The sequence below is a fragment of the Blastomonas sp. RAC04 genome (assembly GCF_001713435.1).
GTDB lineage: Bacteria > Pseudomonadota > Alphaproteobacteria > Sphingomonadales > Sphingomonadaceae > Blastomonas > Blastomonas fulva.
The window spans coordinates 1,310,464-1,336,767 of the sequence record NZ_CP016460.1; the positions used below are offsets into that span (position 1 = coordinate 1,310,464).

Genomic DNA, 26,304 nt, shown 5'->3' on the forward strand with positions numbered 1-26,304 from the left:
TAACTCCTTGTTGGTGACTTGGTGTGGAATGTAAGCGCGGCAGTCGGGCCGCTCAAGGCGTGCGCCCCAACTATTCCTGTGCCGTGGCTTAGTCCAGCTTCTTCGCGGCGAGCAAAGCATCGGGCAGCACGAAAAGCTGCGGCGTCGCGGTATACAGCAACCCGGCCTCGACAACCCGCCCCGGAAAGATCAGCCGCAGCGCCGCGACATAGGCCGCCATCTGGCGGACATGCGCGATCGGCAGCTGCTCCAGACTGCGCGGCGGGCGACGGCTGGTCTTGAAATCCACGACCAGCACCCGGTCGGGCTCGATCAGCAGCCGGTCGACCGTTCCGGTAACGACGTTCAGCCCCACCACCGCTGCGATCGGCGCCTCGGCGAGAGCGCCTGGACCAAAGATGTCAGCCCAGTCGCGATGATCGATCACCGCGCTCACGGAATCGATGATCGCATCGGCCTCGGCACTGTCGGCCATGCCGTGCTGGCTCGCCAGCCAGCGCCGCGCGGCCTCGCGCCGCTCTTCGGGTGCCACCGCGGGCAGCCGCTCGAACAGGCTGTGCATGATCAGCCCGCGCTGGGCCGCCTTGGCGAGGTCAGCGCCCAAGATCGGGGGGCTGGCGGTGTCGTCCTTGCCCAGCGAAGACGGCGCCAGCGGGGTCGGCGGGCGCTGCTCGGGCGCGGCGGGGGTCAGCGCCCAATCCGGCAGCGCAGGTGATTCAGCAGACCGGACCTCGGCGCGCGCCTGTGCCTGGTCCGATGGCAGCGCACCGCTGCCGAAGCGGCGGAAGGCGCCATCGCCCTCGTCGCACCAGTCGCAGCCCAGCCCCATGAAGCTGCGTTCGATTGCGGCATACCAGCTTTGTTCGGGCGGTTCCTTGGCGCGCCGGCCCAGCGTTCCGCCGACATACAATTGCTCGGCCGCGCGAGTCATCGCGACGTAGAGCAGCCGCCAATGCTCCTGCATATCGGCCTCGCGCGCGGCATCGTGCGCCTCGGCAAGCGGCCCTACCCGCTCGGCCTTTGGCAGGCTGTAGACCGGCAGATCAATCGTGGCGTCGGCGCCCGTGATCTCCACCGGCCAGTCGAAGCTGCTGTCCACCTTTCGCGCCGGGTCGACACAGGCATCGGCAAGTATGACGATCGGCGCCTGCAGGCCCTTGGAGCCATGCACGGTCATCACCCGCACCATGTCCGACTGCCCGGCCAACTCACGCTTGATCTCCTCGTCGCCCGCATCGAACCAGTGCAGGAACGCCTGCAGACCGCCATCATGGCTGGAGGCGAACTTCTGCGCGAGGGACAGCAGCTCGGCAATCGGGTCCAGCGCCTCGCCGCCCAGCCGCGCGACCAGACGGGCGCGACCCTGAATGGGACCGGTAAGCACCTGCTCGAGGAAATCATAGGCGGTGCCGTATTCGGCCATGCCCAGCAGCGCGTAGAGCGTCTCCAGCCGCGCCTGCAGGCCTGCGTCATCGCGCGCCTGATCGCGCAGATGCGGCCACAAAGCGCGCTTGTCCGGGCGATGGCCATAGCGAAGCAATTCTTCCTGCGTCCATCCGCACAAGGGTGATACCAGCAGCGCGGCACAGGTCAGGTCATCGAGCGGCTGCAACGCAAAGCGGATGGCCGCGACCAGATCCTGCACCGCCAGAGGCTGGCCCAGCCGTAGCCGATCGATCCCTGCAACGGGGACGCCCGCCGCATAAAGCCGCGCCACGATCAGCGACGCCAGCTCGCCGCGCCGCCGCAGCAACACCATGATATCGCCTGCACCGGCCCAACCCGAACTGCCATCCGAGCGCCGCGCCAGCCAAAGCCTCTGCGGCGATGCGGGGTTAAGCCAGACTGCGATACGGTCTGCCAGCTGATGTGCGAACCGCAGGTCCGCGCCCGACAGCCATTCCTCCGCGGCTTCGCCTTCGGCTCCGGCCTCGCTCTCGCCGTCCTCGGTCTCGACACTGTCGCCCACCGGGCGCCACAGCTCGACCACACCCGGCCCGGCACGGCCTTCGTGCAGCGGCAGCGTGTCGTCGGTAATCCCCAGGGCTGCAGGCCCCAGTTCGCCCAGCACCGCGTCGACCATGTCGAGCACCGGCTGGGTCGAACGGAAGCTGCGATCGAGGCTCAGCGCCAGGAAGGGCTGGCCTGCATCCTGCGCGAACGCACCGATGCGGTGCCGCGCGGCGGCATAATATTGCGGGCTGGTGCCCTGGAACCCGAAGATCGCCTGCTTGAAATCCCCCACCGTGAACAGCGTGCGGAACCGGTCCGCCTTGCTGCCCTGCCCAGCGAAATAGTCCGCGATCAGCCCGCCGACGATCGCCCACTGGCTGGGGTTGGTGTCCTGCGCCTCATCGACCAGCACATGGTCGAAGCGCTGATCGAGCTTGAACGCAATCCACTGCGCCATCGTGGAACCCGACAGGAGCTCTGCCGCGGCCCGGATCAGGTCGTCGAAATCGAGCAACCCCGCCTGACGCTTGGCCTCGGCAAAGCTCCACGCAAAGCTGCGGGCAACCTCGAGCGCGCGGGCATAATCGCCCGAAAAGCCGATCAGCGCGACATGCTCGCGCAACGAGAGCAGATCCGAGTACAGGCTCTCGGCCTTGTAGGGGTAATCGGGGTCGACCTTTTTGGGCGAGGTCGTGAATGATCGCAAGTTGCCGTTGGCGATCGCGACCACCGACCAGATCAGGTCTAGATGCTCGAGACGCTCATCGTCGCCCATGTCCAACCAGCTCTGGATGGCATCGGCGAACTTCTGCCCTGTCGCGGTGCCCCAGCGGACATGGCTCTCCTGCAGCGCTTCGAGGTTGCCGATATCGAACAGGCCATCGCTGCACAGCCGCGAAAGATCGCCGCCATCCTCATCGCGCTTCAGCCCGAGGGCCGCGTTGACATAGGGCCGGATGTCGCCCTTGAGCATGTCCATGGAATCTGGCTTGGCCGCACAGCGCATCAGAAATTTTTCGGTCGCCTCTGCCCCAAGCTTCAGGCTCAGCGCTTCCAGATTGTCCGACAGCCGCGCATCGCCATTGCGTGTGGCCTCGACCAGCATCGCGCCCAGCGTGTCACGCGCCAGCTGCACCCGGTCGCGGTCCTCGATCGGGCGGAAGCCCGGCGCCAGCCCGGCCTCTTCGGGGAAGCTTGCCAGCAGCGACTGGCAGAAGCTGTGGATCGTCTGGATACGCAGTCCGCCCTGCGGCGCATCGAGCACGCGCGCGAACAGGCGGCGCGCCCGGATCAGCGTGTCGGGATCGACCGCCGCGCCGATGCAGCGCAGGTCCGCGCCCAATGCAGTATCGCTCATTCGCACCCAGGCGGCGAGCTGCGCATTGATGCGGTTGGCCATTTCGCTGGCGCCGGCCTTGGTGAACGTAAGGCACAGGATCGCATCGGGATTGACCCCGGGTTCCAGCAGCAGCCGGAACACCCGAGCGGTAAGCACCTGCGTCTTGCCGGTCCCGGCAGACGCGCTGAGCCAGACCTGATCGCAGGGCGACACTGCCAGCGCCTGGTCACCGTGCAGCGGGTGAAGACTTGCCGCAGCACCGCTCATGCCGTGTTGCCCCCTGTGCGACCATCCTGTCGGCCGTACCATTCGGCAAGCCGCATCAGCTGGTCATATTCGGTGTAGAGCGCATGGTCGGGCACCAGCTTGGCCTCGAACGGCGCATCGCCCAATATCCAGTTGGCTAGCGCCTCGCGAAGGAACTTTTCGCTGGTCGGGACGATGGCATCGGCGGGCAGACCGCTCTTCCTGCGGCCCTGCAGCACCGGGCTGTCGATATAGCCGAAACCGGTTTCACTGTCCTTGTGGCGGGTGAGCGACCAATATTCGAAAACCCCGGCGCTGCCGGTGATCGCGGTGCGCTCGGTATCTCCGTTGAACCCGCCGCGCTCGGCCATCAGCCCCAGCAGCCCCAGTTGCAGCGCAAAGCCGGTTTCCACCTGCGCGGCAGAGGGCGGCTTGCCGGTCTTGTAATCGACTATCGCGAGGGTTCCGTCTGGCATCCGGTCGATGCGGTCGGCCTTGCCCGAAATCTTCACCCCATCGATGACCATCTCGCCGCTGCGTTCTGCATCGATCATCCTGCGTCCGGACTCGGCATTGTCGAGCGTCTGCTGGACGATCCATTCGAGCCCCGCGACCAACCTGGGCCGCCACAGCGCCTTGATCAGCGGGTGGACGTTGGCCCGTGCAAGGAACAGATTGGCGCGCGGCACCAATGCCACGGGATCGAGCCCATCCTCCTTGTGCCAAAGCTCCAGAATCTCGTGCACCAGCGTGCCGCGCCACGCCGCACTGGGTTCGGCATCGACCGGGTCGAGCGAGCGCAACGCAAGGATCCGCTTGGCGTAGAAGGCGAAGGGATCGGCGCGCAGCCGATCGAGCTCGGTTACCGAGAGCCTGACTGCGCGCTGCGCGGGCGTGGGTCGCGGTGACGGCTTTTCGATTCGCACCTGTGGCATGCGCCGGTCGAGCGCGCGCGCCAGCGCCAGCGTGCCGGCATCCTCCATGTCCTTGTCGGGCGCGACCGCCTGCAGACGCAGCAGGAAGCGCGAGGCGACCGTGGGTGCGCTGCCATCGCGGCGCGCACGGGTGAGCACCACCTCGGGAGAAGCGAGCGCGCCTGCCAGATCCTGCGCCGAAAGCCCGACGCGCATCTCCAGCGGCGGCAACCCGAGCGCGTTGCGCACCATCGGTACCAGCCAGGGATCGGGCGACGGGATCTGCGGCCAAACGCCCTCGTTCAAACCGGCACAGATGACGAGATCGGCGCTCTGCAAGCGCGCCTCGAGCAGACCGTAGATCGCAACGCGCGGATGCTTGCCAAAGGGCGGGCGCACAGCCTTCTCGGCCATCAGCCGCGACAGGATGGTTGCGGCCTGGGTGCTTGTCACCAGCGGGTCATGGCTGCCGGTGCGTGCGAGCAGTTGCTGCACAAGATCGGACGCGCAGCGCCCGGCGATGCCGTTCCAAACGGCTTGGCCGCTAAGTGCCTCGGCCGTGGAAACAATCGCGGCGATGACGCTGGACAGCGGCTGCGGATCGCGCGGGAATTGCGCGATCGGCGCCAGCAGCGCCTTGGCGCCGCCCCACCATTCGCGAAGCTCGGGTTGGCCGATGCTGGCATCGATCCCGCGCATCCCCTGGGCCGGCCGGGGCCCGCGCAGCCTTATGTCGAGCGCGCGCACCTGATCGAGCCAGGCAAGTCTGCCCTCGCCCGGCTGGGCCAGTGGATGCTTGAGCAGATCGAGCAGTTCGACCGGCGCAAAATCTTCGGCCAGGCAGTGCGCCACCGCCAGCAGGAAACGCCCCGGCGGCGTCACCGGCAAAGCCTCGCCCGCGCTGTCATCCGCCTCGATGTTCCAGCGCCTGAGATGCGCAATGATCCGCGCGGCAAGCGTGCGGTCCGGCGTCACGATCGCGATGCGGCGCGCGGGTATGTCGAGCGCCTGGCGCACCAGCAAGGCAATGGTCTGCGCTTCCTCATCGGGCGTTTCTGCTTCGATGATCCGGATGCCCTTTGTGCGGCGCTCGGTTGCCGCCAGCGTGACCCAGCGGTCGCTGAGCCTTGCGGGCAGGAAAATGCTGCGCAGCAAATTGGCGCGATCGGCGACCAGCCCGGTGCGCGGTTCGGGCAGCCACGGCTGGACCTCATCGCGGCAGATGTCCATCGCATTCAACAACTGCTTGAGATGATATTGCGGGTGAGTGATCGCGGGACGTTCGGCAGGCGGCGCTTCGCCCGGAATGGTCATCGGGACCGGCGAACCGATCGCTCCCCACAGAGCCTCGTCCATCTCCAGATCGAGCCCGGGAAGCACCACCATGCCCTGCGGCAGGTGCGCAATGCTGCGCAGCAATCGCGCAACAGCCGGGGCTGCCGTGGTGATACCGGCGGCGATTACCGCGCTGTCGGGCGGGCTCACCCGCCAGCGCTCGGCGGTCTTGGCGAGCAACCGGTTGCGTCGTTCGGCAGGATCGATCCGCCCCTCGGTGGCAAGCTCCCGCTGCCAGGCGCGCCCCACACGGACGAACAGGTCGCGGGCCTGCGCCCAGTGGTCGGCGAGGTCGGCCTCGACATCGACCGAGTCGAGCTGGTCGAGCGTCTTCTCCTCGATCTGCAACTGGTCGAGCACACGCGCATATTCGGCAGCGAGGCGCAGAGCCTCTGCCGGGTCCTGCGCGCCGGGCCGCCCCGCGCCCTCCCGCGCGATGATCGCCGCCAGCCGGAAGCGACGCTCGAGCGGATCGACCGCGGGCGGGACGATCTCGCCCTCGCCCAGCGGATCGAGCAAAGCGCCCAGGCTCTCGTCGAGATCGATATCGCCGATCAACGCCATGCGCGGCAGCAGCAGGCCGTTCGCCGCATGCCGCACCAGCGCCTCGGTGATCGCACGCCCGGCGCGGTGGTTGGGGATCAGCAGCGTGACGCGGGCAAGGCCAAGCGGGTCCTTCCCGAAACGGCCGAGCAGCCCACTCGCCAGAACATCCGCAAACCCGCGCTGCGCCCCGATGGCATAGACGCTGGTCTGGACAGGGTCAGGCATTCAACAGGGCCTCGGCCGTGGGCTCGATCGCGCCGGGCGTGCCGACATCGAACCACTGGCCCAGATGCGCGATGCCGTACAACCGGTCCTCGGCGATGGCGCGGTTCCACAGGATGTTGGTCGAGAATGCCCCCTCGGGAGCACCCGCCAGCAGCCGCCGCGAAAGCAGCTGGATACCGGTATAGATATAGGGCGCGACCCGCCCCGAACGGCGACGGATGATCCGGCCCATCTGGTCGAGGTGGAAATCGCCCACTCCCTGATAATTTGCCGCGCGGCTGTGCGGCACCAGCAGCAGCAGCGCATCCATGCGGCTGTCGTCCCATGCCGCGCGCAACTCGTCAAAGCACGAGCGCGCGCTCTCCAGCCAGACATTGTCGCTGTTGAGGCAAAAGAACGGGTCCTCTTGAATCATCGGCAACGCCTTGACCAGCCCGCCACCGGTCTCGAGCAACAGCTCGCGTTCATCGGAGATCATCACCTCGAACGGATAATCGCGCGCCTTGAGGTGCGCCTCGAGCGCGTCGGCAAGATAATGCACATTGACGATGACGCGCTGCATTCCGGCTTCGGCAAGGTGCGTCATGACATGGTCGATCAGCGGCTTGCCGCCCACGCGCACCAGCGGCTTGGGGGTGGTGATGGTGAGCGGCCGCATGCGCTTGCCGAGCCCGGCAGCCATCACCATCGCGGTACGCGCAAAAGGCGCGCGCGCGCTCACAGCGCGAACTCGCCGCCGAGGGTGGCGCGAGGATCGCGCAATTCTGCCGGGATATTGGCGTCGAACCAGGCTGCGACAGGCGCCAGCGAGGAGTGCTTGAGATCGCGCTCCATTGCCTCCCATACGCGCGGGATCATCAGCGGATAGCGCGGCTTGCCGTCGCGCTTCCACAGCCGCACGAAAATGCCGACGATCTTGGCATTCCGCTGCGCGCCAAGCACATGATAGGCGGTGTCGAAATCATAGGCCGGATTGGCCAGGGCGCGATAATGCGCGATCATCTCGGCCTCCAAAGCGGGTGCAACATCGCGGCGCGCATCCTGCAGCAGCGAAACCAGATCATAGGCCGGATCGCCCACCAGCGCGTCCTGGAAATCGAGCAGCCCCTGCTTGCCATCGTCCAGCAGCATGATGTTCTCGGCGTGATAATCGCGCAGCACCGTGACCTGCGGCGCAGAAGCATCCATCGCATCGAGCACCTGATCCCAGGCGCGGACATAGCCCGCAACATCCACATCCAGCCCGCGCGCGGCACAATACCATTCGGTCAGCAGCCCGGCCTCGCGCTGGTAGACAGCGCGATCGTATAGCGGCACGCTGGCAGCGGGGCGCTGGTGCAGATGCACCAGCGTTTCGATCGCCTTGCCATAGATCGTGCGCTCGGTTTCGCCGTCAGAAGCATCGACCGTCTCGCGCATGCGGACATCGCCAAAGTCCTCGAGCAGCACCAGCCCGGCTTCGGCATCGGCCGCGATGATCTCTGGCGCGCGCAGGCCCTGTGCGGTCAGGTAGCGTGCGACATCGATGAACGGTCGCGGGTCTTCCTCCGGCGGCGGCGCATCCATCAGGATCGCGCGGCGATCCGCCTCGATCACCCGGAAATAACGGCGAAACGAGGCATCGCCGGGGATTGGTGCGATCTCTGCACCGCCCCAACCTGCCCCCTCGGCAAAACCCCGGATAACCGAATCACGATCGTTCAACTCACACCACCTGCAATCTGCTGCCAGCGCGCGTGCCAGTTCGATCCGGCCTGCGCAGTAATCGTGCGCTCGCTAGCATCGGTGCCCTCGATCCGCAATTCCAGCGTGTCCGGCCCATCAAGGCCACCAACCCGCTCGGGCCATTCGGCGATGAGCAGCGCCGGATCGCCCGCATCGAGCCCCAGCTCATCGAGCTCCATCGCGCCATCGAGCCGGTAGAAATCGGCATGGATCACCGGAATGCGGACCTCTGGCGGATCATAGGGCAGGATCAGCGCAAAGGTCGGGCTGGGCACCTCGCCAGCAAAGCCGAGCGCCAACAGGATCGCGCGCGCCAGCGTCGATTTGCCCGCGCCCAGATCACCCGACAGCGCGATGACATCACCGGGCTGTGCGACCTCGGCCAGCGCCGTGCCCAGCGCCTGCATGGCATCCAGCGATGCGATGGCAATCGTCATGGCATCAGGATCGTGACGATCGTTCCCGCGCCGGGCTCGCTCATCAGCTCCATCCTGCCGCCATGCGCCTCGATCAGGTTCTTCGCCAGCGGCAGGCCAAGTCCGGAGCGCTTCTGCAACGGTTTTCCGCCCGCCTCGTCTGCCTGCAACACGCCATCGAGCGCGCGCGCCTGGGCACGGGCGTCAAGCCCGGGGCCGTTGTCGGACACCACGATCCGCAACTTGCCACGGAACCGGTCGCCCAGCAGCAGCACGCGTCCGCCCTCCTGCGTGTAGCGCAGGGCATTGTCGACCACCGCCGCAATCGCCTGGCCAAAGCGCGCACGATCGACCTCGGCGCTGCCGGGCTGGCCCTTGACGTCGAGTTCGAGCGCGATGTTGCGACCGCCCGCAAGCCCCGCCGCACCCTTGGCGACATCGACCAGCAGCGCTCCGATATCGGTGGGCTCGAGCTTGAGCGGCAGCGTGCCTGCCTGGCTCTGGCTGAGATCGAGCACCATGTTGATCTGCGCCGATAGCCGTTCGACCGAATCGATGATCGCCTTGGCATAATCCTGACCCTGTTCGGACAAAGGCCCTGCAACCCCGCTCGCGAGCAGCTCGGCAAAGCCGCCGATCGAGGTCAGCGGGGTGCGGAATTCGTAGCTCATGTTGGCGAGGAACCGCGTCTTGATCGCATCCGCCTCGACCAAAGCCTCGTTGCGCTCACGCAGCGCGTCTTCCATCTTCTTGGCGTCGGACACGTCGATCATCGTGAACAATGCACTCGCATCGGGCAGCGGGATGCCGACGAAATCGAACACCCGGCCATCCTTCATCACCAATTGGCCTGCACGCTGCACCCGGTCGAGCGTTGCGGCGCGGATCACTTCACGCAGCGCGGATATCTGCGCGGGCCGCTTGAGGCGCGGCGCTATCGCCTTGAGCAGTTCGTCGGCACGCGGATGCTGCGCGAGCACGCCCTCCTCGACATCCCACACCGCACCGAACCGCGTATTCCACAGATGCAACCGGCCATCGGAGGTGAACACCGCCAGCGCCTCGAACAGGTTGTTGAAGGTCGCGGTGCGCACGCGCAGCAATGTGTCGCGTGCGCTCGCCAGCTGCACCTGCTCGGTCCGATCCTCGAACACCAGCAGCAGGCCGTTGTCGGGGGTGGGCTGGGCAATGGCGCGCAGGTGCGTGCCATCGGGGATCAGCCAGACCTCTTCTTTCGGCTCGGCCGAATGGAACCATTCGCGCTTCTCGTCGCGCCAGACGGGGAAATCGCGGACCTCGGGCACCCGCCCCGCCTCGCGCATCCGGTCGATCAGCCGTTCGAACTCCAGCCCGTCCTGTAGCCATTGCGGCTTGAGTGCGAACATTCGCACGAACGGCTGGTTGACGAAGATCAGACGGCGCTGCGCGTCGAACTGCGCCACGCCTGCGGACAGGTTGTCGAGCATGTCGCGCTGCGCATCGCGGAACCGGTCGGTCGCCTGTCGCGCGAGGATGAGATCGTGGACATCGATCGCATACCCCGCAACGCCCCTGCCCCTGATCGGCAGATCGACGATCTCCATCGCGCGGCGGGTTCCGGCAATCGTGGTGGTGACGGTGCGGCTCGAGGGCGCGTTGCTCTCGATCGCGCGCGCGGCGACCGCCATCGGGGTGAGCCCGTCGATGGTTTCGACCAGCTCCTGCCCCGCCTGCACCACGTCCGCCGCATCCTGCCCGCCGACCGCGCGGACATAGGCGGTGTTGACCAGCAGCAGCGAGAGATCCTCGCGGCGGAACCACATCGGGATCGGCGCGGCCTCGATCAGCCCGGACAGCGCATCGAACGCGCGCTTGGCTTCTGCCTCGGCATCGGCGAGCGCGGCCATGCGGGTTTCGCTTTCGGTCGCATCGTAGAGCCACAACAGCACCGCACCCGGCGCGATCGTCTGCGGGTCGGCTAGCTTGCCTTCGATCCGCAGCCGCCGGTTCGACCCCAGAGCGGTGACCGCGGTCTCGAACGGCGCACCGCTCTTCTGCGCGGTGGTGATCTGCTTGCCCAAGGCGTCGAGCGCATCGCGCGGCAGGCCCTTGTCCTCCTGCGCCAGCTCGGACAGATACGGCGGCAGCTTGGCAAGGCCCAGCCAGCGCGCGACCTTTTCAGGTCCCTCGATCCGCGAATCCGACCGCACGATCAGCGGGACTGCGGGCCCTGAATCGACCAGCCGTGTGAGCCTGCGCAGCTGCCGCCGCGCGGTGCTCGCCGACCTTCGCATCTGCAGCCCGGTGACCAGCGCCCAGATCGCTGCGCCGGTCCAGCCTGCGAAGACAAGCGCAATCACCAGCATGCTGCCGTTGCCGATCAGCATGGCCGAATCGCCGCATATTGGTTGTTTGAAATCGCCCGCGTCATTGCTGTTGGCCGTAGCTCAATTTGGTGGCTGCGCAAAATGCCGAACGCTTTTGCATAAAGCCAATCGCACGACTGCAAAACCTCCCTCCCTACCCGTCATGCTGAACTTGCTTCAGCACCCATCTGTCCGCAGCATCTGATGCTATAGTCGGCAAAATGGGCCCTGAAACAAGTTCAGGGTGACGGGAACAGAAATCGGCTGGCACAGCCGGGCTGGCTTTGCCCCCTACTTTTCCCAGTACCACTTCTTCAGCATCGCAGTGCCGGTCACGGTCTCGTTCATCGTCGGCACGTCGTAGAGCCGCCCGTTGAGCATGACATGGGTGATCTTGTCGGACTGGCGGATATCGGCAACCGGGTCGCCATCGATGATCACCATGTCGGCGAGCTTGCCGGGTTCGATCGACCCGATGTCCTTGTCGAAGCCCAGCGAGCGAGCCCCGCTGATGGTTGCGGTGCGAAGCGCCTCGAGCGGGGTCATGCCGCCCTTGACGAAGCTCCACAGCTCCCAGTGCGATGCGAGCCCTTCTTCCTGGCCGTGCGCGCCGATGCCCACGGGGACCCCGCGCCGCGCCAGCGCCAGCGCTTCACGCGCCGATGCGGTATCGGAATAATCCTCCTCGGGCGCAATCTCGCGGCGCACAGACGTTGCCTCGAGACGGCGGCGCGGAACGTGTCTGCTCAGGATAGGGTGGCTCCAGACATCCATGTGGCTGCGCCAATAGGGGTCAGCCGCCGGACCGCCATAGGTCACCACCAAAGTCGGTGTGTAACCGACCTTGCTCTGCGCGAAGAAGCTGCGGACATCCTCGTACAGCGTTTCCATCGGAATGTTGTGTTCCAGCGTGGTGTTGCCATCGGCAATCAGCGAGATGTCCATCCCGAACAATGATCCGCCCTCGGCGACGCTGGCAAGATTGTCGGCCTGCGCCGCTGCGACCACCTGCTGGCGCTGATCGCGCCGGGGCTGGTTGTAGTTCTTGACGCTGTGTGCGCCCTGCAGTTTCAGCCGCGTGGTGTGCGCTCGGGCATCGGCAAGGCTGTCGATCTCGGCAAAGACCCCTGCGGCCTTGGCGCCATAGACGATCTCGCCGGTCGAGAAGATCCGCGGGGCAAGATATTTGCCCGCGCGCTGATAGCTGGCGGCGGGGAAGATTTCCGCCGCCGAGTTGCTCGGATCGTGGATCGTCGTGACCCCCAGCGCGAGATGCGCGACCGCGTTCCAGTTCTGCTGCGGAATGATGTCGTCCTGCCCCTGCGGGCCGTGCGCATGCGCATCGATCAACCCGGGGATGATGGTCTTGCCCGCGACATCCACGGTCTGCGCGCCTGCCGGGACAGCGACGTTCGCTCCCACCGCAAGGATACGGTTATCGCGCACCACCACAGTGCCGCGTTCGATGATGCCGCCTGCGTCATTCGCCATCGTCACGATGCGCGCATTGGTGAACGCGACCGTGCCCGAAGGCTTGTCCGCTGGTGCGGTGACATTGATCGCGACGCCGGTCTTGGGCGCTGCGAACTTTGCGTCCGCCTTGCCAACCGGGCCCGGTGCGATCGCGCGCGCCGGATCGGCCGAATAGACGACGGGCCCCAGCGACCAGTTGAGCTGGCGGCCACCATGGCTCCATTGGAGGAAGGTCGCCCCGCCCTCGCTCACCTGCACCGCAGGCAGCGCCCCGCCGCCCCGGCCTGCGCCCAGATCCACCGCGCCTGCCATGAACGGCATCACAAACGCAGCGTAATTCTGGCGGAAGGCAAGCGTGCGACCGTCGGGGGCCAGCGCATAGCCGCTGACCATCTCGCCGCTTGCATGCGTGCGCTCGGCCTCGCCGTTGAGATCGGTGCTGACCAGCGCCAGTTTGCCGCCCGTCCCGCGGCTGAAATACACCCGGTCGGATGTCGCGCCAAAATGCGGTTCGCCGCCATCGGGCGTGATCCGGCGGGTCTCACCGCTAGCGATATCGAGCAGATAGATGCCAGGCGCCGCGCCCCAGGCGTCCGACGTCAGGCCACCCCCGCCGCCGGCTTCATAGACCACCGAGCGGCCATCGGGCGAGAATTGCGGACGCCGATAGTGCCCCGGCGTCTTGCTGATCGTCCGAGCCTCGCCGCCGCCTGCGCCTACGACACGGAGCTCGCCCAGCCGGGCATCGTCCCAGCTGACATAGACGATCTGGCTGCCATCGCGCGAATAGGACGGGAACAGCTCGAAATCGCTGCCGCCATTGCTGACCAGCGGCTGCACCGCACCGCCGCTGGCGGGCTGCTGGTGGAGCTTGCCCAGCGCCTCGAACACCATCCGGCTGCCATCGGGCGAGACGCTGGCAAAGCGCGGCATGGTCACCGCCACGGTATCGGGGGCGACGGGTTTTTGCGGGCGAATAGGGTCGATGATCGTACGGGTGTCGTTGATGCTGAACGGGATCACGCTCTCGCCACCGCTCGCCACATCAACCGAGTGGATCTTGCCGCCCGCCCAGAAGATCACCTTGCCGCTGTCCGGGGTCCAGCCCATGTTCGGATAGACGCCATGCACCGCCCAGGTTTCCTGGACGTCTCGGTCCATTGCGTCATAGATCTTGCGCTCTTCGCCGGTCTGCATGTCGCGAACGTAGAGCTTGGTCTTGGCGCGTTCGCGCCGGACGAAGGCGAGGTAGCGGCCATCGGGCGAAGGCTGCGGTCGCGCCGCGCCGCCGGGACCGCCGGTCACCCGCTCGACCTTGCCGGTGGCCATGTCATAGCGTTCGATCACGAAGAGCTGGCCGTTGGAATCTTGCGCATATTCGAAGATCGGACCGCCGGTGGCATCCTTGCTGTAGAAGATACCCTTGCCATCGGGCGCGAACATCGGCTCGCCAAGCTCCTTCTGGTGGACTTCGCTGGGGCGCTTGACCAGCGGAACGCCGTTTCCGCCGCTGATGTGGTAAAGCCAAAGCTCGCCGGTGCCCAGCGAGCGCCCGGTGGTGAAGTGCTTGCGCGCAACGATATACTGGCCGTCGGGGCTCCAGCTGGGGTTGTTGAGCAGCCGGAACGTCTCCTTGGTCAGCTGGCGCTTGTCCGAACCATCGGCGTTCATGACCCAGATGTTGTCGCCGCCGCCGCGATCCGAGGTGAAGGCGATCCGGCTGCCATCGGGCGAGAAGCGCGGGTGCTGCTCATAGGCCAGCCCCTCTGCGATGCGAGTCGCAGCCCCGCCGCTTATCGGCATGGTGTAGATATCGCCCAGCAGATCGAACACGATCCGGCTGCCATCGGGGCTGACATCCAGGTTCATCCAGGTGCCTTCATCGACCTTGATCGGGATGGTGCGCGTCTTCATCGGCGGCGCGTTGACGTCCCAGCTGGCGGTCTTGTCCGCAGGCTTGCCCTGGGCCAGCGCGGGCATGGACAGGGCCAGCGCCGCAATGGCGGCGGACAGATGCTGTGCTTTCATGGTGATGTTCCCCGGAGTGCTTTTGGTATGCGCTCAGGCTAGCCGCGCCAACGCCAAGCGCAATCGGAAAACGAAGGTAGCGCGGTGAATGGAGGCGGGGCGCAATGCCTCTCCCCTCCCGCAGGCGGGAGGGGTGGACGAGCCGCAGGCGAGGCCGGGGTTGGCCTGAACAGCCAATTGTGCTCCCAGCCCACCCCGGTCCGGCAAGCCGGACCTGCCCCTCCCGCAAGCGGGAGGGGAGAATATGCTCCGCAAGGGCAGGCACCCAAGCGCAAAAAAGCCCGCCTCGCGCAATGCGAAGCGGGCTTTTCAATCTTAATCCCCCGCGGTCAGCGGGATAGCCGCATCAGTAGCGGTATTCGTCCTTCTTGAACGGACCAGCGAGCGGAACGTCGATGTATTCGGCCTGTTCCTTGGTCAGTTCGGTCAGCTTGACGCCGAGCTTTTCGAGGTGAAGGCGCGCGACCTTCTCGTCGAGGTGCTTGGGCAGAACGTAAACGTCGTTCTGGTACTTGTTGGCACCCTTGAACAGTTCGATCTGCGCCAGCACCTGGTTGGTGAAGCTGGCCGACATCACGAAGCTGGGGTGGCCGGTGGCGTTGCCGAGGTTGAGCAGACGGCCCTTCGACAGCATGATGATGCGCTTGCCGCCGGGGAATTCGATCATGTCGACCTGCGGCTTGATCTCGGTCCACTTCATGTTTTCCAGCGCGCTGATCTGGATTTCATTGTCGAAGTGACCGATGTTGCCGACGATCGCCATGTCCTTCATGGCGCGCATGTGATCGATGGTGATCACGTCCTTGTTGCCGGTGGTGGTGACGAAGATGTCGGCGGTGCCGACCACGTCTTCCAGCGTCTGCACCGCAAAGCCGTCCATCGCCGCCTGAAGCGCGCAGATGGGATCGATTTCGGTGACGATGACGCGAGCGCCGGCGCCCTGCAGCGATGCTGCCGAACCCTTGCCCACATCGCCATAGCCGCACACGACGGCGACCTTGCCGGCCATCATCACGTCGGTGCCGCGACGGATGCCGTCAACCAGCGATTCCTTGCAGCCGTACTTGTTGTCGAACTTCGACTTGGTGACCGAATCGTTCACGTTGATCGCGGGGAAAGGCAGCTTGCCCTTCTTGGCGAGGTCATACAGGCGGTGGACGCCGGTGGTGGTTTCTTCCGAAACGCCCTTGATCGCCTGCACCGTCTTGGTGAGGTATCCCGGGGTCTGTGCCAGACGACGCTTCAGGATCTTGACGAAAAATTCTTCTTCCTCGTTCGAAGGCGTGAACAGCTCTTCACCGGCTTCGACGCGCGCGCCCCAGAGTGCGAACATGGTGGCATCGCCGCCATCGTCGAGGATCAGATTGCAGGTGTTGCCTTCTTCAGCGCCCCAATCGAAGATGCGGTCGACATATTCCCAATACTCTTCCAGGCTCTCACCCTTGATGGCGAAAACCGGAATGCCCTGCGCGGCGATTGCGGCAGCGGCGTGGTCCTGGGTCGAATAGATGTTGCAGGTGGCCCAGCGCACTTCGGCGCCCAGAGCGACCAGCGTCTCGATGAGAACTGCAGTCTGGATCGTCATGTGCAGCGATCCGGTGATCTTGGCGCCCTTGAGCGGCTGTTCAGAGCGATATTCTTCGCGGATGGCCATCAGGCCAGGCATTTCGGTTTCCGCGATGGTGATTTCCTTGCGGCCGAAATCGGCGAGCGCAATGTCGGCGACGACATAATCGGGGCGGTCGAGGGTCGGGGCACTGGCCACGTAAATTCTCCTGAGTCAAACGGCCGATGCGCCAACAGGGCCATCGGAAACTGCCGTCCCCATAGCCAGAGTGGGCGATACAGGCAAATATAAAGATTCCTTTATATGACATTTTAGCCCGAGCGAGCGCTGCCAGTGGGGCGATGATCGCGACCCTTGCCTGTCCGAGCCCCCTTGCATTGCCGCGCCATCACGACAACATGCAGCCAGCAGTGCAACCACAGCAGGAGACATTCCATGATCAAAGTCGGCGACACCATTCCCAACACCAAATTCGTCCGCGCCACCGCCGAAGGCCCGCAGCAGGTCGAGGCGAAGGATTTCTTCGCCGGCAAGACCGTGGCGCTGTTCTCGGTTCCCGGTGCGTTCACCCCGACCTGTTCGGCGCGCCACCTGCCTGGCTTCGTGGAAAAGGCCGATGCGCTGAAGGCCAAGGGCGTCGACGAGATCGCCTGCACCGCGGTCAACGACGCGTTCGTTATGGGCGCCTGGGGCAAGTCGGCCAACGCCGATTCCATTGCGATGCTCGCCGATGGCAATGGCGATTTTGCTGACGCGGTCGGCCTGACCATGGACGGCAGCGGCTTCGGCATGGGCAAGCGCGGCCAGCGCTTCGCCATGGTCGTCAAGGATGGCGTGGTGGACAAATTGTTCGTCGAAGAGCCCGGCGACTTCAAGGTCAGCAGCGCGGACTACATGCTCGAGCAGCTCTGATTGCAAAAAAGCCCTCTCCCCTTGGGGGGAGAGGGTTGGGAGAGGGGAAAGGCGCCAAACGCCTCCCCCTCTCTGCTACGACTAGGCAGCAAGCTGCCAAGTCTCGCGTCTCTCCCCTGAAGGGGAGAGTCCAAACATGTATCAATACCCCATCAGGCTCATGACTTCCTCGCGCGAGCGGTGATCGTCGAGGAAGCAGCCCAGCAGCCGGCTGGTGATCATGCTGACGCCGGGGGTACGCACGCCGCGCGCGGTCATGCAGCTATGGCTGGCCTCGATGACCACTGCCACGCCGTGCGGCTGGAGATGTTCCCAGATGCACGCCGCCACTTCCGCGGTCAGCCGTTCCTGCACCTGCAGGCGGCGGGAGAAGCCGTGCAGCACGCGCGCCAGCTTCGAGATTCCGACCACCCGGTCGCGGGGCATATAGGCGATCGACGCCTTGCCGATGATCGGTGCCATATGGTGTTCGCAATGCGACTGGAACGGAATGTCCTTCAGCAGCACCAATTCGTCATAGCCGCCGACCTCTTCGAAGGTGCGGCTGAGATGAACGCTGGGGTCGTCGTCGTAGCCCGAGCAATATTCCTTCCACGCGCGCGCGACGCGCAGCGGGGTGTCACGCAGTCCCTCGCGATCCGGATCATCTCCGGTCCAGCGCAGCAGCGTGACGATGGCCTGTTGAACATCCACAGGAACAGGGATTTTGCCTTTGCCGGCAACATCGTGATCATCGTCGGCATCGTGGTACAGCATTTCAGGTAATCCCCCTCGGTTCACAAGCTGGCCTAAAAGATAGGAACCGCGTTGGCGCACTACAAGCGCACCTCTCATCCGGCGTTTGCCGACAGGGCAAATTGGGCAGGAACCAAAACGGCGGTTGCGTGTTTCCGTTTCGCACTTGCAAAAAATCAACATAGATTAGTTGTAATTTGCAACTCTTTTTGCTGGACTTACGCTACGGCAGCGCCCAATTTGCCTCAAAACAGCATAAATGGAAAATCATCATGCGCGTCACCCCCAGATGCGCGCTTGTAGCGGCAGCGTTCACGTTGCTGGCCGGCGCCTGCAGTTCAGAACCCCCGCCCCCGCCCCCGCCGCCTGCGGCCACCGTCGCGACCCCGCTGCAACGCGACGTCGTCGACTGGGACGAGTATATCGGCCGCTTCACGGCGGACGAGGACGTGCAGCTGGTCGCGCGCGTCTCTGGCCCGATTACCCAGATCGCGTTTCGCGACGGGCGCGATGTCCGCAAGGGTGATCTGTTGTTCGTCATCGATCCGCGGCCCTTCCGCGCCAATCTGGCCGAGGCCGAGGCGAGCGTCGCCAGCGCGCGTGCAGCCCTCGCCAACGCGCAGTCGCAGGCGGGACGAGGCACTGAATTGCTGGGCTTCGATGCCATCAGCCGCGAAGAGGCAGACAACCTGGCCGCCACGCTGCGCTCGGCGCGTGCCACGCTGGCAGGCGCGCAAGCGCGCCGGCAGGCGGCACAGCTCGATCTTTCCTTCACCCAGGTACGCGCCCCCATCTCGGGCCGGATATCCAACCGTCTGGTCGATGTCGGCGACTTCGTCACCGCCGGGCAGACCGAGCTGACCCGCGTGGTCCGTATCAATCCCATCCGCTTCAGCTTCGACGGCGCAGAAAGCTTCTACCTCAAATATATCCGCCAGGACGCCGATGGCGAACGGCGCAGCTCGCGCTATGCCGCAAATCCGGTCGAGATCCAGCTCGCAGACGAGCCCGAATTTCGCTGGCGCGGCAAGATGGAATTCCTCAACAACGGCATCAGCCCCGATACCGGGACGATCCAGGCCTATGCAATGGTCGACAACCCCAACGGCTTTCTGGTCCCCGGCATGTTCGGGCGCGCGCGGCTGCTGGGATCAGGCACGTACAAGGCGATGCTGGTGCCCGACGAGGCGATCCTGACCGACCAGACCCGCAAATTGGTGTTCGTGCTGGGCAAGGACAACAAGGTCGCCCCGCGCCCGGTCTCTACCGGCCCCATGGTCGAGGGACTGCGCGTGATTCGCGACGGCATTGCCCCCACCGAACGGATCGTGATCGACGGGCTGGCCCGGATGCAGCCGGGCATGGTGGTGACGCCGCGCAAGGGACAGATCAAGGCGCGCGCCAAGGGCGATGCCCCGATCGCGCGGCCGACCACCGCGCCTGCGCCCGCTCAGGCAACGGCACGCTAAGCCGATGCGGATCGCCCATTTCTGCATCGACCGCCCGATCTTCGCGGCGGTGCTGTCCATCCTGATCGTGATCTTCGGCGTGGTGGCGTATCCGTCGCTGCCGGTTTCGCAGTATCCCGAGATCGCCCCGCCCACCGTGGTGGTCAGCGCAAGCTTTCCCGGCGCCACCGCCGAGACCATCGCCGATGTCGTGGCGGCGCCGCTCGAGGAATCGATCAACGGTGTCGAGGACATGCTCTACATGTCGTCATCCTCGACCGGCGATGGCAACCTCGCGATCACGGTCACGTTCGCGCAAGGCACCGATGTCGATCAGGCGCAGGTGCTGGTGCAGAACCGGGTGAGTACGGCCGAGCCGCGCCTGCCGCAGGAGGTCCGCCAGATCGGCGTCACCGTGCGCAAGAACTCTCCCGACCTACTGCTGGTGGCCAACTTCTTCTCGCCCGACGGCTCGCTGCCGCAGCAGTATATCTCCAACTACGCGACATTGCAGATCATCGACCGCATATCGCGTATCGACGGGATCGGCTCAGCGCGATTGTTCGGCGGGCGCGATTACAACATGCGCGTCTGGATCGATCCCGAGCTCGCGGCATCGCGCAACCTCACCGTCGACGAGATCGTCGGCAAGATCCGCGCGCAGAATGCGCAGGTGTCCGCCGGTTCGATCGGCCAGCCTCCGTTCAACACCAATGGCACAGCGTTTCAGCTGGGCGTGCAGACCCAGGGACGGCTGAGCAGTCCCGAGGAGTTCGGCCAGATCGTCGTCAAGCGCGACGGACTCGCGCTGACCCGGCTCGCCGATGTCGCCCGGATCGAGCTCGGCGCGCAGGATTACAGCATCAACGCATTCTCCAGCGGGCGGCCGACCGTCGCACTGGCGATCTCGCAGCTTCCAGGGTCCAATGCGCTAACCGTAGCGAAGGAGGTCGAGGACGAACTCAAGCGCGCATCGGGCGATTTCCCGCCCGGAATGACCTATTCGATCCCCTACAACCCCACCACCTATGTCGAGGCGTCGATCGCCGCGGTGCAGGATACGCTGATCGAGGCGATCATTCTGGTCGCCATCGTGGTGCTGGTGTTTCTGCAAAGCTGGCGCGCGGCGGTCATCCCGATCATCGCCATCCCGATCGCGCTGGCAGGCGCCATCGCGGTGCTCGCAGCGCTCGGGTTCTCGCTCAACAGCCTGTCGCTGTTCGGCATGGTGCTGGCGATCGGCATCGTCGTCGATGACGCGATCGTGGTGGTCGAGAATGTCGAGCGGCTGATGGAAGAAGAAGGGCTGAGCCCCTTCGACGCCGCGCACAAGACGATGGACGAGGTATCCGGCGCGCTGATCGCGATCGCTCTGGTGCTGTGCGGCGTGTTCATTCCGACCGCCTTCATCCCCGGCATTTCGGGCGCCTTCTATCAGCAGTTCGCGGTGACCATCGCTGGCGCGACCGCATTTTCGGCCTTTGTGTCGCTGACCCTGTCGCCCGCGCTCGCCGCACTGCTGCTGCGCCCGCGCACCCACGGAGAGCAGGATATTCCGGCAGGATGGCGGGGCTGGGGCAAGAAGTTTGCACGAGGCTTCAACCGCGGCTTTGCCAAGCTTTCGGAGCGCTATGGCCGCCTGACCGCACGCACCATCCGCAGCCTGATGTTCATGGGGCTGGCCTATCTTGCGCTGATCGCGGTTGCCGGCTGGCGCTTCACCGCGACGCCTGCCGGGTTCATTCCCGCGCAGGACCAAGGCTATCTGATCGGGGTGGTGCAGATGCCGCCGGGCGCCTCGCTGCAGCGGACCACCGCTGCGGTGGAGACCGCGCAGGCGATCGCGCTCAAGAACGCTTCTGTCGTGAGTACCATCGCCTTTGCCGGTTTCGACGGCGCGACCTTCACCAACGCTCCCAATGCCGCCGCGATCTTCATCACGCTGAAGGAAGCGGGCACGCGGGTAAGTTCGGAAGACGTCGCCAACGAGTTGCGCGGCGCGATGTCGAGCATCACCGCGGGCAACATCCTGGTGATCGCCCCGCCACCCGTGGCAGGGCTGGGCACCGGAGGCGGCTTCAAGATGATCATCGAGGATCGCGGCAATGCCGGGCTACAGGCGCTCGAAGGCGCGGCCTTCGCGATGATGGGCGCGGCCAACCAGACCGAGGGGATCACCAGCGCATTCACCACCTTCAACACCCGTACCCCGCGGCTATTCGCCGATATCGACCGCGCCCGCGCCGAGCAATTGGGCGTTCCGGTGGAGAACATCTTCTCGACCCTCGGCACCTATCTGGGATCGAGCTATATCAACGATTTCAATTTCCTCGGCCGCACCTTTCGGGTGACCGCGCAGGCCGATGCTCCCTATCGCGACGACATTTCCGATATCGGGCGGCTGCGCACGCGGTCGTCCAGCGGGCAGATGGTGCCGCTCGACGCGGTGATGAACCTGCGCAACGATTCGGGTGCCTATCGCGTGGTGCGGTACAACCTCTACCGCTCCGCCGAGCTGCAGGGCGACACGATGCCGGGCTATTCGAGCGGTCAGTCGCTCGACACGATGGAAGCACTCGCGCGGCGCACGCTGCCGCAGGGGTTCGACTTCGAATGGACTGAACTCGCCTTCCAGCAAAAGGCCGCGGGCAACACCGGCACGCTTGTCTTCCTGCTGGGCGTGGTGTTCGTCTTCCTCCTGCTGGCAGCGCAATATGAAAGCCTGGTGCTGCCGCTGGCGGTGATCCTGATCGTGCCGATGTGCCTGCTCGCCGCGATCCTCGGGGTCAATCTGATGGGCCGGGACAACAATATCCTCACCCAGATCGGGCTTGTGGTGCTGATCGGGCTTGCTGCCAAGAACGCCATTCTGATCGTGGAATTCGCCAAGCACAACGAGGACCATGGCCAGTCAATCCTTGAGGCTGCGCGCCATGCCGCAGCCCAGCGACTCCGCCCGATCCTGATGACGTCGCTGGCGTTCATCCTGGGCGTGTTGCCGCTGGTGATCTCCTCGGGCCCGGGGTCCGAGATGCGCCAGGCGCTGGGCATCGCGGTATTCTTCGGGATGATCGGGGTGACCATCTTCGGCCTGCTGTTCACGCCTGCATTTTATGTGATGGTGCGGACGCTCGAGGACCGGATAAAGGCCTGGTCGGCGAGCCGCAAACGCGCCGATCTGCCGCCGCCCGCTCCCCCCGCTCAGCCTGTCATGGAGGGCAGCCAGCCATGATCCTGAAATCCCGCCTGCTCGCCTGCGCCGCGCTGAGCGCAACGCTGGCCGCGTGCACCGTCGGCCCGGACTTCGAACGCCCCGCCACCCCCGGCGCCGTCGCCGAGGGTGCATTCATCGAAAGCGCCGATCCGCGCTTCGCCCAGGCGCCGCTCCCCGAAGGCTGGTGGCGACTGTTCGAGGACCCGGCGCTCGACGCGCTGGTCACCCGCGCGCTCGAGCGCAACACGAGCGTGCGCGAGGCGAGCGCCAATCTGCGCCGCGCCCGCGCGCTGGTGCGCGAGGCCAGGGGCGCGCAATTGCCGTCGCTCTCGGCGAGCGGGTCGGCCACCACCAACCAGGTCGGCACCGGCGCAAACGCCGGCGTCGGCTTCGCCCCGCCAGAGCCGCTGCGCTTCGATTTCTACGAGCTCGCCTCGGATGCCTCTTACGAGATCGACCTGTTCGGCGGCATCCGCCGCTCGGTCGAAGCCTCGCGCGGCGATTCGCTTGCTGCCCAGGCAGAGCTCGATGCTGCCCGGGTCAGTGTCGCTGCCGAGGTTGCCCGCACCTACGCGCTGGCCTGTTCGAACCGGCTGCAGGCGGATATCGCCCGCGATTCGCTCGCCGCGCAGCAGCGCACGCTTGACCTTACCCAGCGGCTGTTCACCGCCGGGCGCGGCCAGCGGCGCGATGTCGCCAATGCCGAGCTGCTGGTTGCGCAGGCACGCGCACAGGTGCCGCAGTTCGAGGCCGAACGCCGTGCCGCGCTGTTTGCCCTGGCAACCCTCACCGGTGACCCGCCCGGCCAGATCGATGCCGCCGCAAATGCCTGTGCCATTCCGCCCAAGGTGCGGGTGGCCATTCCTGTGGGCGATGGCGCCGCGCTGCTCGCACGCCGTCCCGATGTCCGCGCCGCCGAAGCCCGGCTGGCGGCTGACACCGCACGGATCGGCGTTGCCACCGCGGCGCTCTATCCATCGATCCGGCTGGCCGGTTCGCTGTCAATCGGCGGAACGTCGCCTGGCGATCTCACCGAATCGAACAATCTCGGTTTCTCGCTGGGCCCGCTGATCTCCTGGTCGATCCCGATCGACGGGACTGCTCGTGCGCGCGTCAACGCCGCCTCGGCACAGGCCGATGCCCGTCTTGCGGCATTCGATGGCGCGGTCCTCACCGCGCTGCAGGAAACCGAACAGGCGCTTGCCCGGCTGAAGGCTGCGATCGAACAGGACGCGGCGCTGCAGACCGCAGCGGCTGCCGCAGACGAAGTCGCGCGGATCACCCGCATCCGCTTCCGGTCGGGGCGCGACAATGCGCTGCAACTGCTTGAGGTGGAACGCAACCTGCTGGCAGCACGCGCCGCGAGCGGCTCTGCAGCAGCCGCCCGCGCCGAGGCCGAGGTTGCGGTGTTCCGCGCGCTGGGCGGCGGCTGGGAAAATGCGCCTGCCGTGGCAGAGGTCAGTGCAACGACGAGGGACTAGTCGCGTAGCCGCTCGATAGCCTGCGCAAGCGCGACATAGAGCTTGCCGGTTTCGGACGACAACAAGGTCACGCCCATCACGCCGCCATCGCGGGTGGACAGGACGGTGCGGAGCATCGCCTCGAAATCGTGGATGTAGCGGTTGACCAGCTCGAAGAACTCGGGATCGTTCTCATAGGCCGCAGCGATGTCCTTGGCCTCGCCATTGTCGATCAGCCGCACCGCGCGCCGCGTGAACACGCCGCGATCGCCGCGCAGATAGGCGGACCAGGCGGTGTCGCTGACCTCGGTCGAGAGGATCTTGTCGACATCGATCGCCGCCGAATTGAGCGATTCGGTCAGCAGCGCCAGCCTTCGCGCGAAATCGTTGTCGGTGCGCTCCTCGGCCAGTTCGCGCGCTTCGGCGACCCGGCGCTCGAGATGGCTGGCAAGGTCGTCGACCCGGCTCAGCTGGTCCTTGAGGTGCAGGCTGGCATCGCTTGTGGCGCCGACCGCGCGGCTGATCGCCGATTCAAGCTTGCCGACCAGCTCTTCCGCCTTGCCGCGCAGCACCTTTTCCAGCGCAGCAGCGCTGTCTTCGCCGAGCTTGCTGGTGGCGCCGGTGATCGCGCGATCCATCGCGCGGCGTGCCTCGTCTGCGGCGGCATGCGCCTCGCGCTGTACATCGCGCATCGTCTCGACAAGCCGGACCGCGGAACTGGCGTTGATCTGGTCGATCTCCTCGCGTGCCGAGCGCATCGCCGCGATCAGCGCGCCGATATCCTCTGCCCGTTCGCGCCAGTCGGCCTCGCTCGTTTCCGAAAGCTTGCCGATCTCGGCCTGCTGGCCTGCTATCCGTTGCTCGAAATTGCCGAGGATCGAACCCAGCCGGACCATCTGACCGTCAACTTCGGTTACCGAACCCAGCAGCGAGCCGACCTTGTCCTGGCTGGCCTGCGTGGTCTGGTCGAGCCGCGACAGCGCGCCGGGAATGGCATCGGCGACCTGGTGCTGGATCGTGCCTAGCCGCTCGCGCAGCCGTTCGCTGCGCGCGTCGAAATCGTCGGCGTGGCGGCTGCCCGCCGCGAGCCGCTCGCTCAGCGAACTGACATTGCCATCCAGCGCCGACAGGGCGAACGCAAGCCGCGCCAGCGCCTCGGTGCTTTCCCTGTCCATCGCCTGCAATCGACGCTCCGCGTCGCTGATCTGCGCGTCGGCAGAGGCGACCATCTGGCGGACCACGGCCTCGCTCTCGCCGGTCGAGGCGGCGAGCGTACCCAGCGTCAGCGACAGATCGTCGGCCGCCGCGCGAATATCCCGGCGGGTGGCAGCTGCGCGCTCAGCCATGTCGGCGGCCATCGCATCCAGATTGTCGCGCAACTGCGCCAGCGTTTCGTGCAAGGCGCCGGTCTGGCTGTCAGCCGCTGCGTCGAGATTGCTGCGGGTGTTGGCGAGCCGGCTGGCGACCGTCTCGATCGCGCGGTCCATCTGCTCGGTCGCCTCGGCAACGCTGCGTGTCAGCGACTGGCCACTGGTATCGACCGATTCGGACAGCCGGATCGTTGCCGCATCCGAATCCTGCACGAGGGTCGCGATCTGACTGCTCGCCGCCTGGCCAAAGGCGTTGAGCTTCTCGAACGCCGCGATCATGCTTTCGACCTGGCCCTGTGCAGTCCGGCCTGCATTGCCGATCTGGTTGGTGACGTCCTTGGCCGAATTGGCAATCACCGGCAGGTGGTTGCGCAACTTGTCCATGTTGCCCGACGCCGCCTCGCTCACCTCGCCGATCGCGCGCATGCCGGTATCGCTGGCCTCGATCATGGTGCGGAGCTCTTCGGCGAATCCGCGCAGCCGGTCGCTCGAGACCCGTCCCAGAGATTCCAGTTCAAGGCTTTGATTGGCAAGGAATTCACGCGCCAGCGAGAGTTCCGAATTGATGTTGCCGAGCCGGGCTTCAAGCGCCGCGCTCTCTGCGCGCAGCGAGCCTGCGACTTTGGCAAAGCGCCGCGCCTCGGCCACACTGTTGCGCTGAATCACAAGATACAGCGCCAGAATCGCGATCACCGGAATGGCCCATTGCGTCACCGCGGCCGATGCTGACGCTGGAGTTATCCCCGCCTGCCATTGCGGCAGTGATGCCCAGATGAAAAAGCCTGTCCAGCCCGCCGCCATCACGGCCCCTGCAATCGCCCATCGGCTGAGCGACTCGGGAGAGGATGGGACGTCCTCGTCCTCCATCCACGGTGCAGCCGAATCATCGGCCTGCGATACCGCGGCGCGCATCGACATTGGCGGAGCCGCCATGTCGGGCTCTGCCTCGTGCACCGCCGGTGCGTCGTCACTGCGACCGTGCCGCAGATCGATGATTTTCTTCCCCTCGCCCATGGCGTTAACCCTAACATATTTTGGCCGACCAGAAACCGA

At 65.7% G+C, this 26,304-nt stretch carries 14 protein-coding genes; 4 read left to right on the forward strand and 10 right to left on the reverse strand.

Annotated elements, in window-relative coordinates:
* Positions 1-88 precede the first annotated feature (88 nt).
* The 8 genes from addA to ahcY all read right to left on the reverse strand — a co-directional run bounded on the left by addA (position 89) and on the right by ahcY (position 16,310).
* Positions 89-3,559: a double-strand break repair helicase AddA gene (addA, locus tag BSY18_RS07325; protein WP_069050153.1), complete on the reverse strand. Its 3,471-nt coding sequence runs from the start codon at positions 3,557-3,559 to the stop codon at positions 89-91.
* Positions 3,556-6,558 carry a double-strand break repair protein AddB gene (addB, locus tag BSY18_RS07330; RefSeq protein WP_069050154.1) on the reverse strand — a complete coding sequence of 1,001 codons (3,003 nt, stop codon included), beginning with the start codon at positions 6,556-6,558 and terminating at the stop codon, positions 3,556-3,558. Before addB ends, addA begins: the two co-directional genes overlap by 4 nt.
* Positions 6,551-7,246, reverse strand: coding sequence for a nucleotidyltransferase family protein (locus tag BSY18_RS07335; RefSeq protein WP_150126230.1), 696 nt, complete (start codon positions 7,244-7,246; stop codon positions 6,551-6,553). The genes addB and BSY18_RS07335 overlap by 8 nt, the downstream gene beginning before the upstream one ends.
* Positions 7,247-7,275: 29 nt before the next feature.
* Positions 7,276-8,262, reverse strand: a complete 987-nt coding sequence (locus tag BSY18_RS07340) for an aminoglycoside phosphotransferase family protein (protein WP_083231358.1) — start codon at positions 8,260-8,262, stop codon at positions 7,276-7,278.
* The gene (gene tsaE, locus BSY18_RS07345) at positions 8,259-8,720 is read right to left on the reverse strand and encodes a tRNA (adenosine(37)-N6)-threonylcarbamoyltransferase complex ATPase subunit type 1 TsaE (protein WP_069050156.1); all 462 of its coding nucleotides are present in this window, start codon (positions 8,718-8,720) and stop codon (positions 8,259-8,261) included. Before tsaE ends, BSY18_RS07340 begins: the two co-directional genes overlap by 4 nt.
* Positions 8,717-11,065: a sensor histidine kinase gene (locus BSY18_RS07350; protein WP_069050157.1), complete on the reverse strand. Its 2,349-nt coding sequence runs from the start codon at positions 11,063-11,065 to the stop codon at positions 8,717-8,719. The genes tsaE and BSY18_RS07350 overlap by 4 nt, the downstream gene beginning before the upstream one ends.
* A gap of 270 nt (positions 11,066-11,335) precedes the next feature.
* Positions 11,336-14,497, reverse strand: a complete 3,162-nt coding sequence (locus BSY18_RS07355; RefSeq protein ID WP_069051774.1) for an amidohydrolase family protein — start codon at positions 14,495-14,497, stop codon at positions 11,336-11,338.
* A gap of 394 nt (positions 14,498-14,891) precedes the next feature.
* Positions 14,892-16,310: an adenosylhomocysteinase gene (ahcY, locus tag BSY18_RS07360; RefSeq protein ID WP_054133806.1), complete on the reverse strand. Its 1,419-nt coding sequence runs from the start codon at positions 16,308-16,310 to the stop codon at positions 14,892-14,894.
* Between the two features lie 237 nt (positions 16,311-16,547).
* Between ahcY and BSY18_RS07365 the strand changes: the two genes are divergently transcribed.
* A complete protein-coding gene (locus BSY18_RS07365) occupies positions 16,548-17,024 on the forward strand; it encodes a peroxiredoxin (protein ID WP_054133807.1) in 477 nt (158 codons plus the stop codon).
* 141 nt (positions 17,025-17,165) lie between these two features.
* Here the strand turns inward: BSY18_RS07365 and folE are convergent, their stop codons facing one another.
* The gene (folE, locus tag BSY18_RS07370) at positions 17,166-17,780 is read right to left on the reverse strand and encodes a GTP cyclohydrolase I FolE (protein WP_054133808.1); all 615 of its coding nucleotides are present in this window, start codon (positions 17,778-17,780) and stop codon (positions 17,166-17,168) included.
* A gap of 251 nt (positions 17,781-18,031) precedes the next feature.
* Here folE and BSY18_RS07375 point away from each other — a divergent pair, with 251 nt between their 5' ends.
* From BSY18_RS07375 to BSY18_RS07385, 3 genes are read left to right on the forward strand one after another with little or no spacing between them, the layout of a single operon-like run.
* Positions 18,032-19,228 (forward strand): efflux RND transporter periplasmic adaptor subunit, encoded by a 1,197-nt coding sequence (locus BSY18_RS07375; RefSeq protein ID WP_069050158.1) that lies wholly within the window; start codon positions 18,032-18,034, stop codon positions 19,226-19,228.
* Between the two features lie 4 nt (positions 19,229-19,232).
* Positions 19,233-22,439, forward strand: coding sequence for an efflux RND transporter permease subunit (locus BSY18_RS07380; protein ID WP_069050159.1), 3,207 nt, complete (start codon positions 19,233-19,235; stop codon positions 22,437-22,439).
* A complete protein-coding gene (locus BSY18_RS07385) occupies positions 22,436-23,902 on the forward strand; it encodes an efflux transporter outer membrane subunit (RefSeq protein ID WP_069050160.1) in 1,467 nt (488 codons plus the stop codon). Before BSY18_RS07380 ends, BSY18_RS07385 begins: the two co-directional genes overlap by 4 nt.
* Here BSY18_RS07385 and BSY18_RS07390 read toward each other — a convergent pair.
* Positions 23,899-26,265 carry a hypothetical protein gene (locus tag BSY18_RS07390; protein ID WP_069050161.1) on the reverse strand — a complete coding sequence of 789 codons (2,367 nt, stop codon included), beginning with the start codon at positions 26,263-26,265 and terminating at the stop codon, positions 23,899-23,901. The genes BSY18_RS07385 and BSY18_RS07390 overlap by 4 nt on opposite strands.
* Positions 26,266-26,304: the final 39 nt, after the last annotated feature.

Excerpts from the sequence above, each read along its gene's own strand:
- addA (WP_069050153.1), bottom strand. The coding sequence starts at position 3,559 with ATGAGCGGTGCTGCGGCAAGTCTTCACCCGCTGCACGGTGACCAGGCG.
- addB (WP_069050154.1), bottom strand. The coding sequence starts at position 6,558 with ATGCCTGACCCTGTCCAGACCAGCGTCTATGCCATCGGGGCGCAGCGC.
- BSY18_RS07335 (WP_150126230.1), bottom strand. The coding sequence starts at position 7,246 with ATGGTGATGGCTGCCGGGCTCGGCAAGCGCATGCGGCCGCTCACCATC.
- tsaE (WP_069050156.1), bottom strand. The coding sequence starts at position 8,720 with ATGACGATTGCCATCGCATCGCTGGATGCCATGCAGGCGCTGGGCACG.
- BSY18_RS07350 (WP_069050157.1), bottom strand. The coding sequence starts at position 11,065 with ATGCTGATCGGCAACGGCAGCATGCTGGTGATTGCGCTTGTCTTCGCA.
- BSY18_RS07355 (WP_069051774.1), bottom strand. The coding sequence starts at position 14,497 with ATGCCCGCGCTGGCCCAGGGCAAGCCTGCGGACAAGACCGCCAGCTGG.
- BSY18_RS07365 (WP_054133807.1), top strand. The coding sequence starts at position 16,548 with ATGATCAAAGTCGGCGACACCATTCCCAACACCAAATTCGTCCGCGCC.
- folE (WP_054133808.1), bottom strand. The coding sequence starts at position 17,780 with ATGCTGTACCACGATGCCGACGATGATCACGATGTTGCCGGCAAAGGC.
- BSY18_RS07375 (WP_069050158.1), top strand. The coding sequence starts at position 18,032 with ATGCGCGTCACCCCCAGATGCGCGCTTGTAGCGGCAGCGTTCACGTTG.
- BSY18_RS07380 (WP_069050159.1), top strand. The coding sequence starts at position 19,233 with ATGCGGATCGCCCATTTCTGCATCGACCGCCCGATCTTCGCGGCGGTG.
- BSY18_RS07385 (WP_069050160.1), top strand. The coding sequence starts at position 22,436 with ATGATCCTGAAATCCCGCCTGCTCGCCTGCGCCGCGCTGAGCGCAACG.
- BSY18_RS07390 (WP_069050161.1), bottom strand. The coding sequence starts at position 26,265 with ATGGGCGAGGGGAAGAAAATCATCGATCTGCGGCACGGTCGCAGTGAC.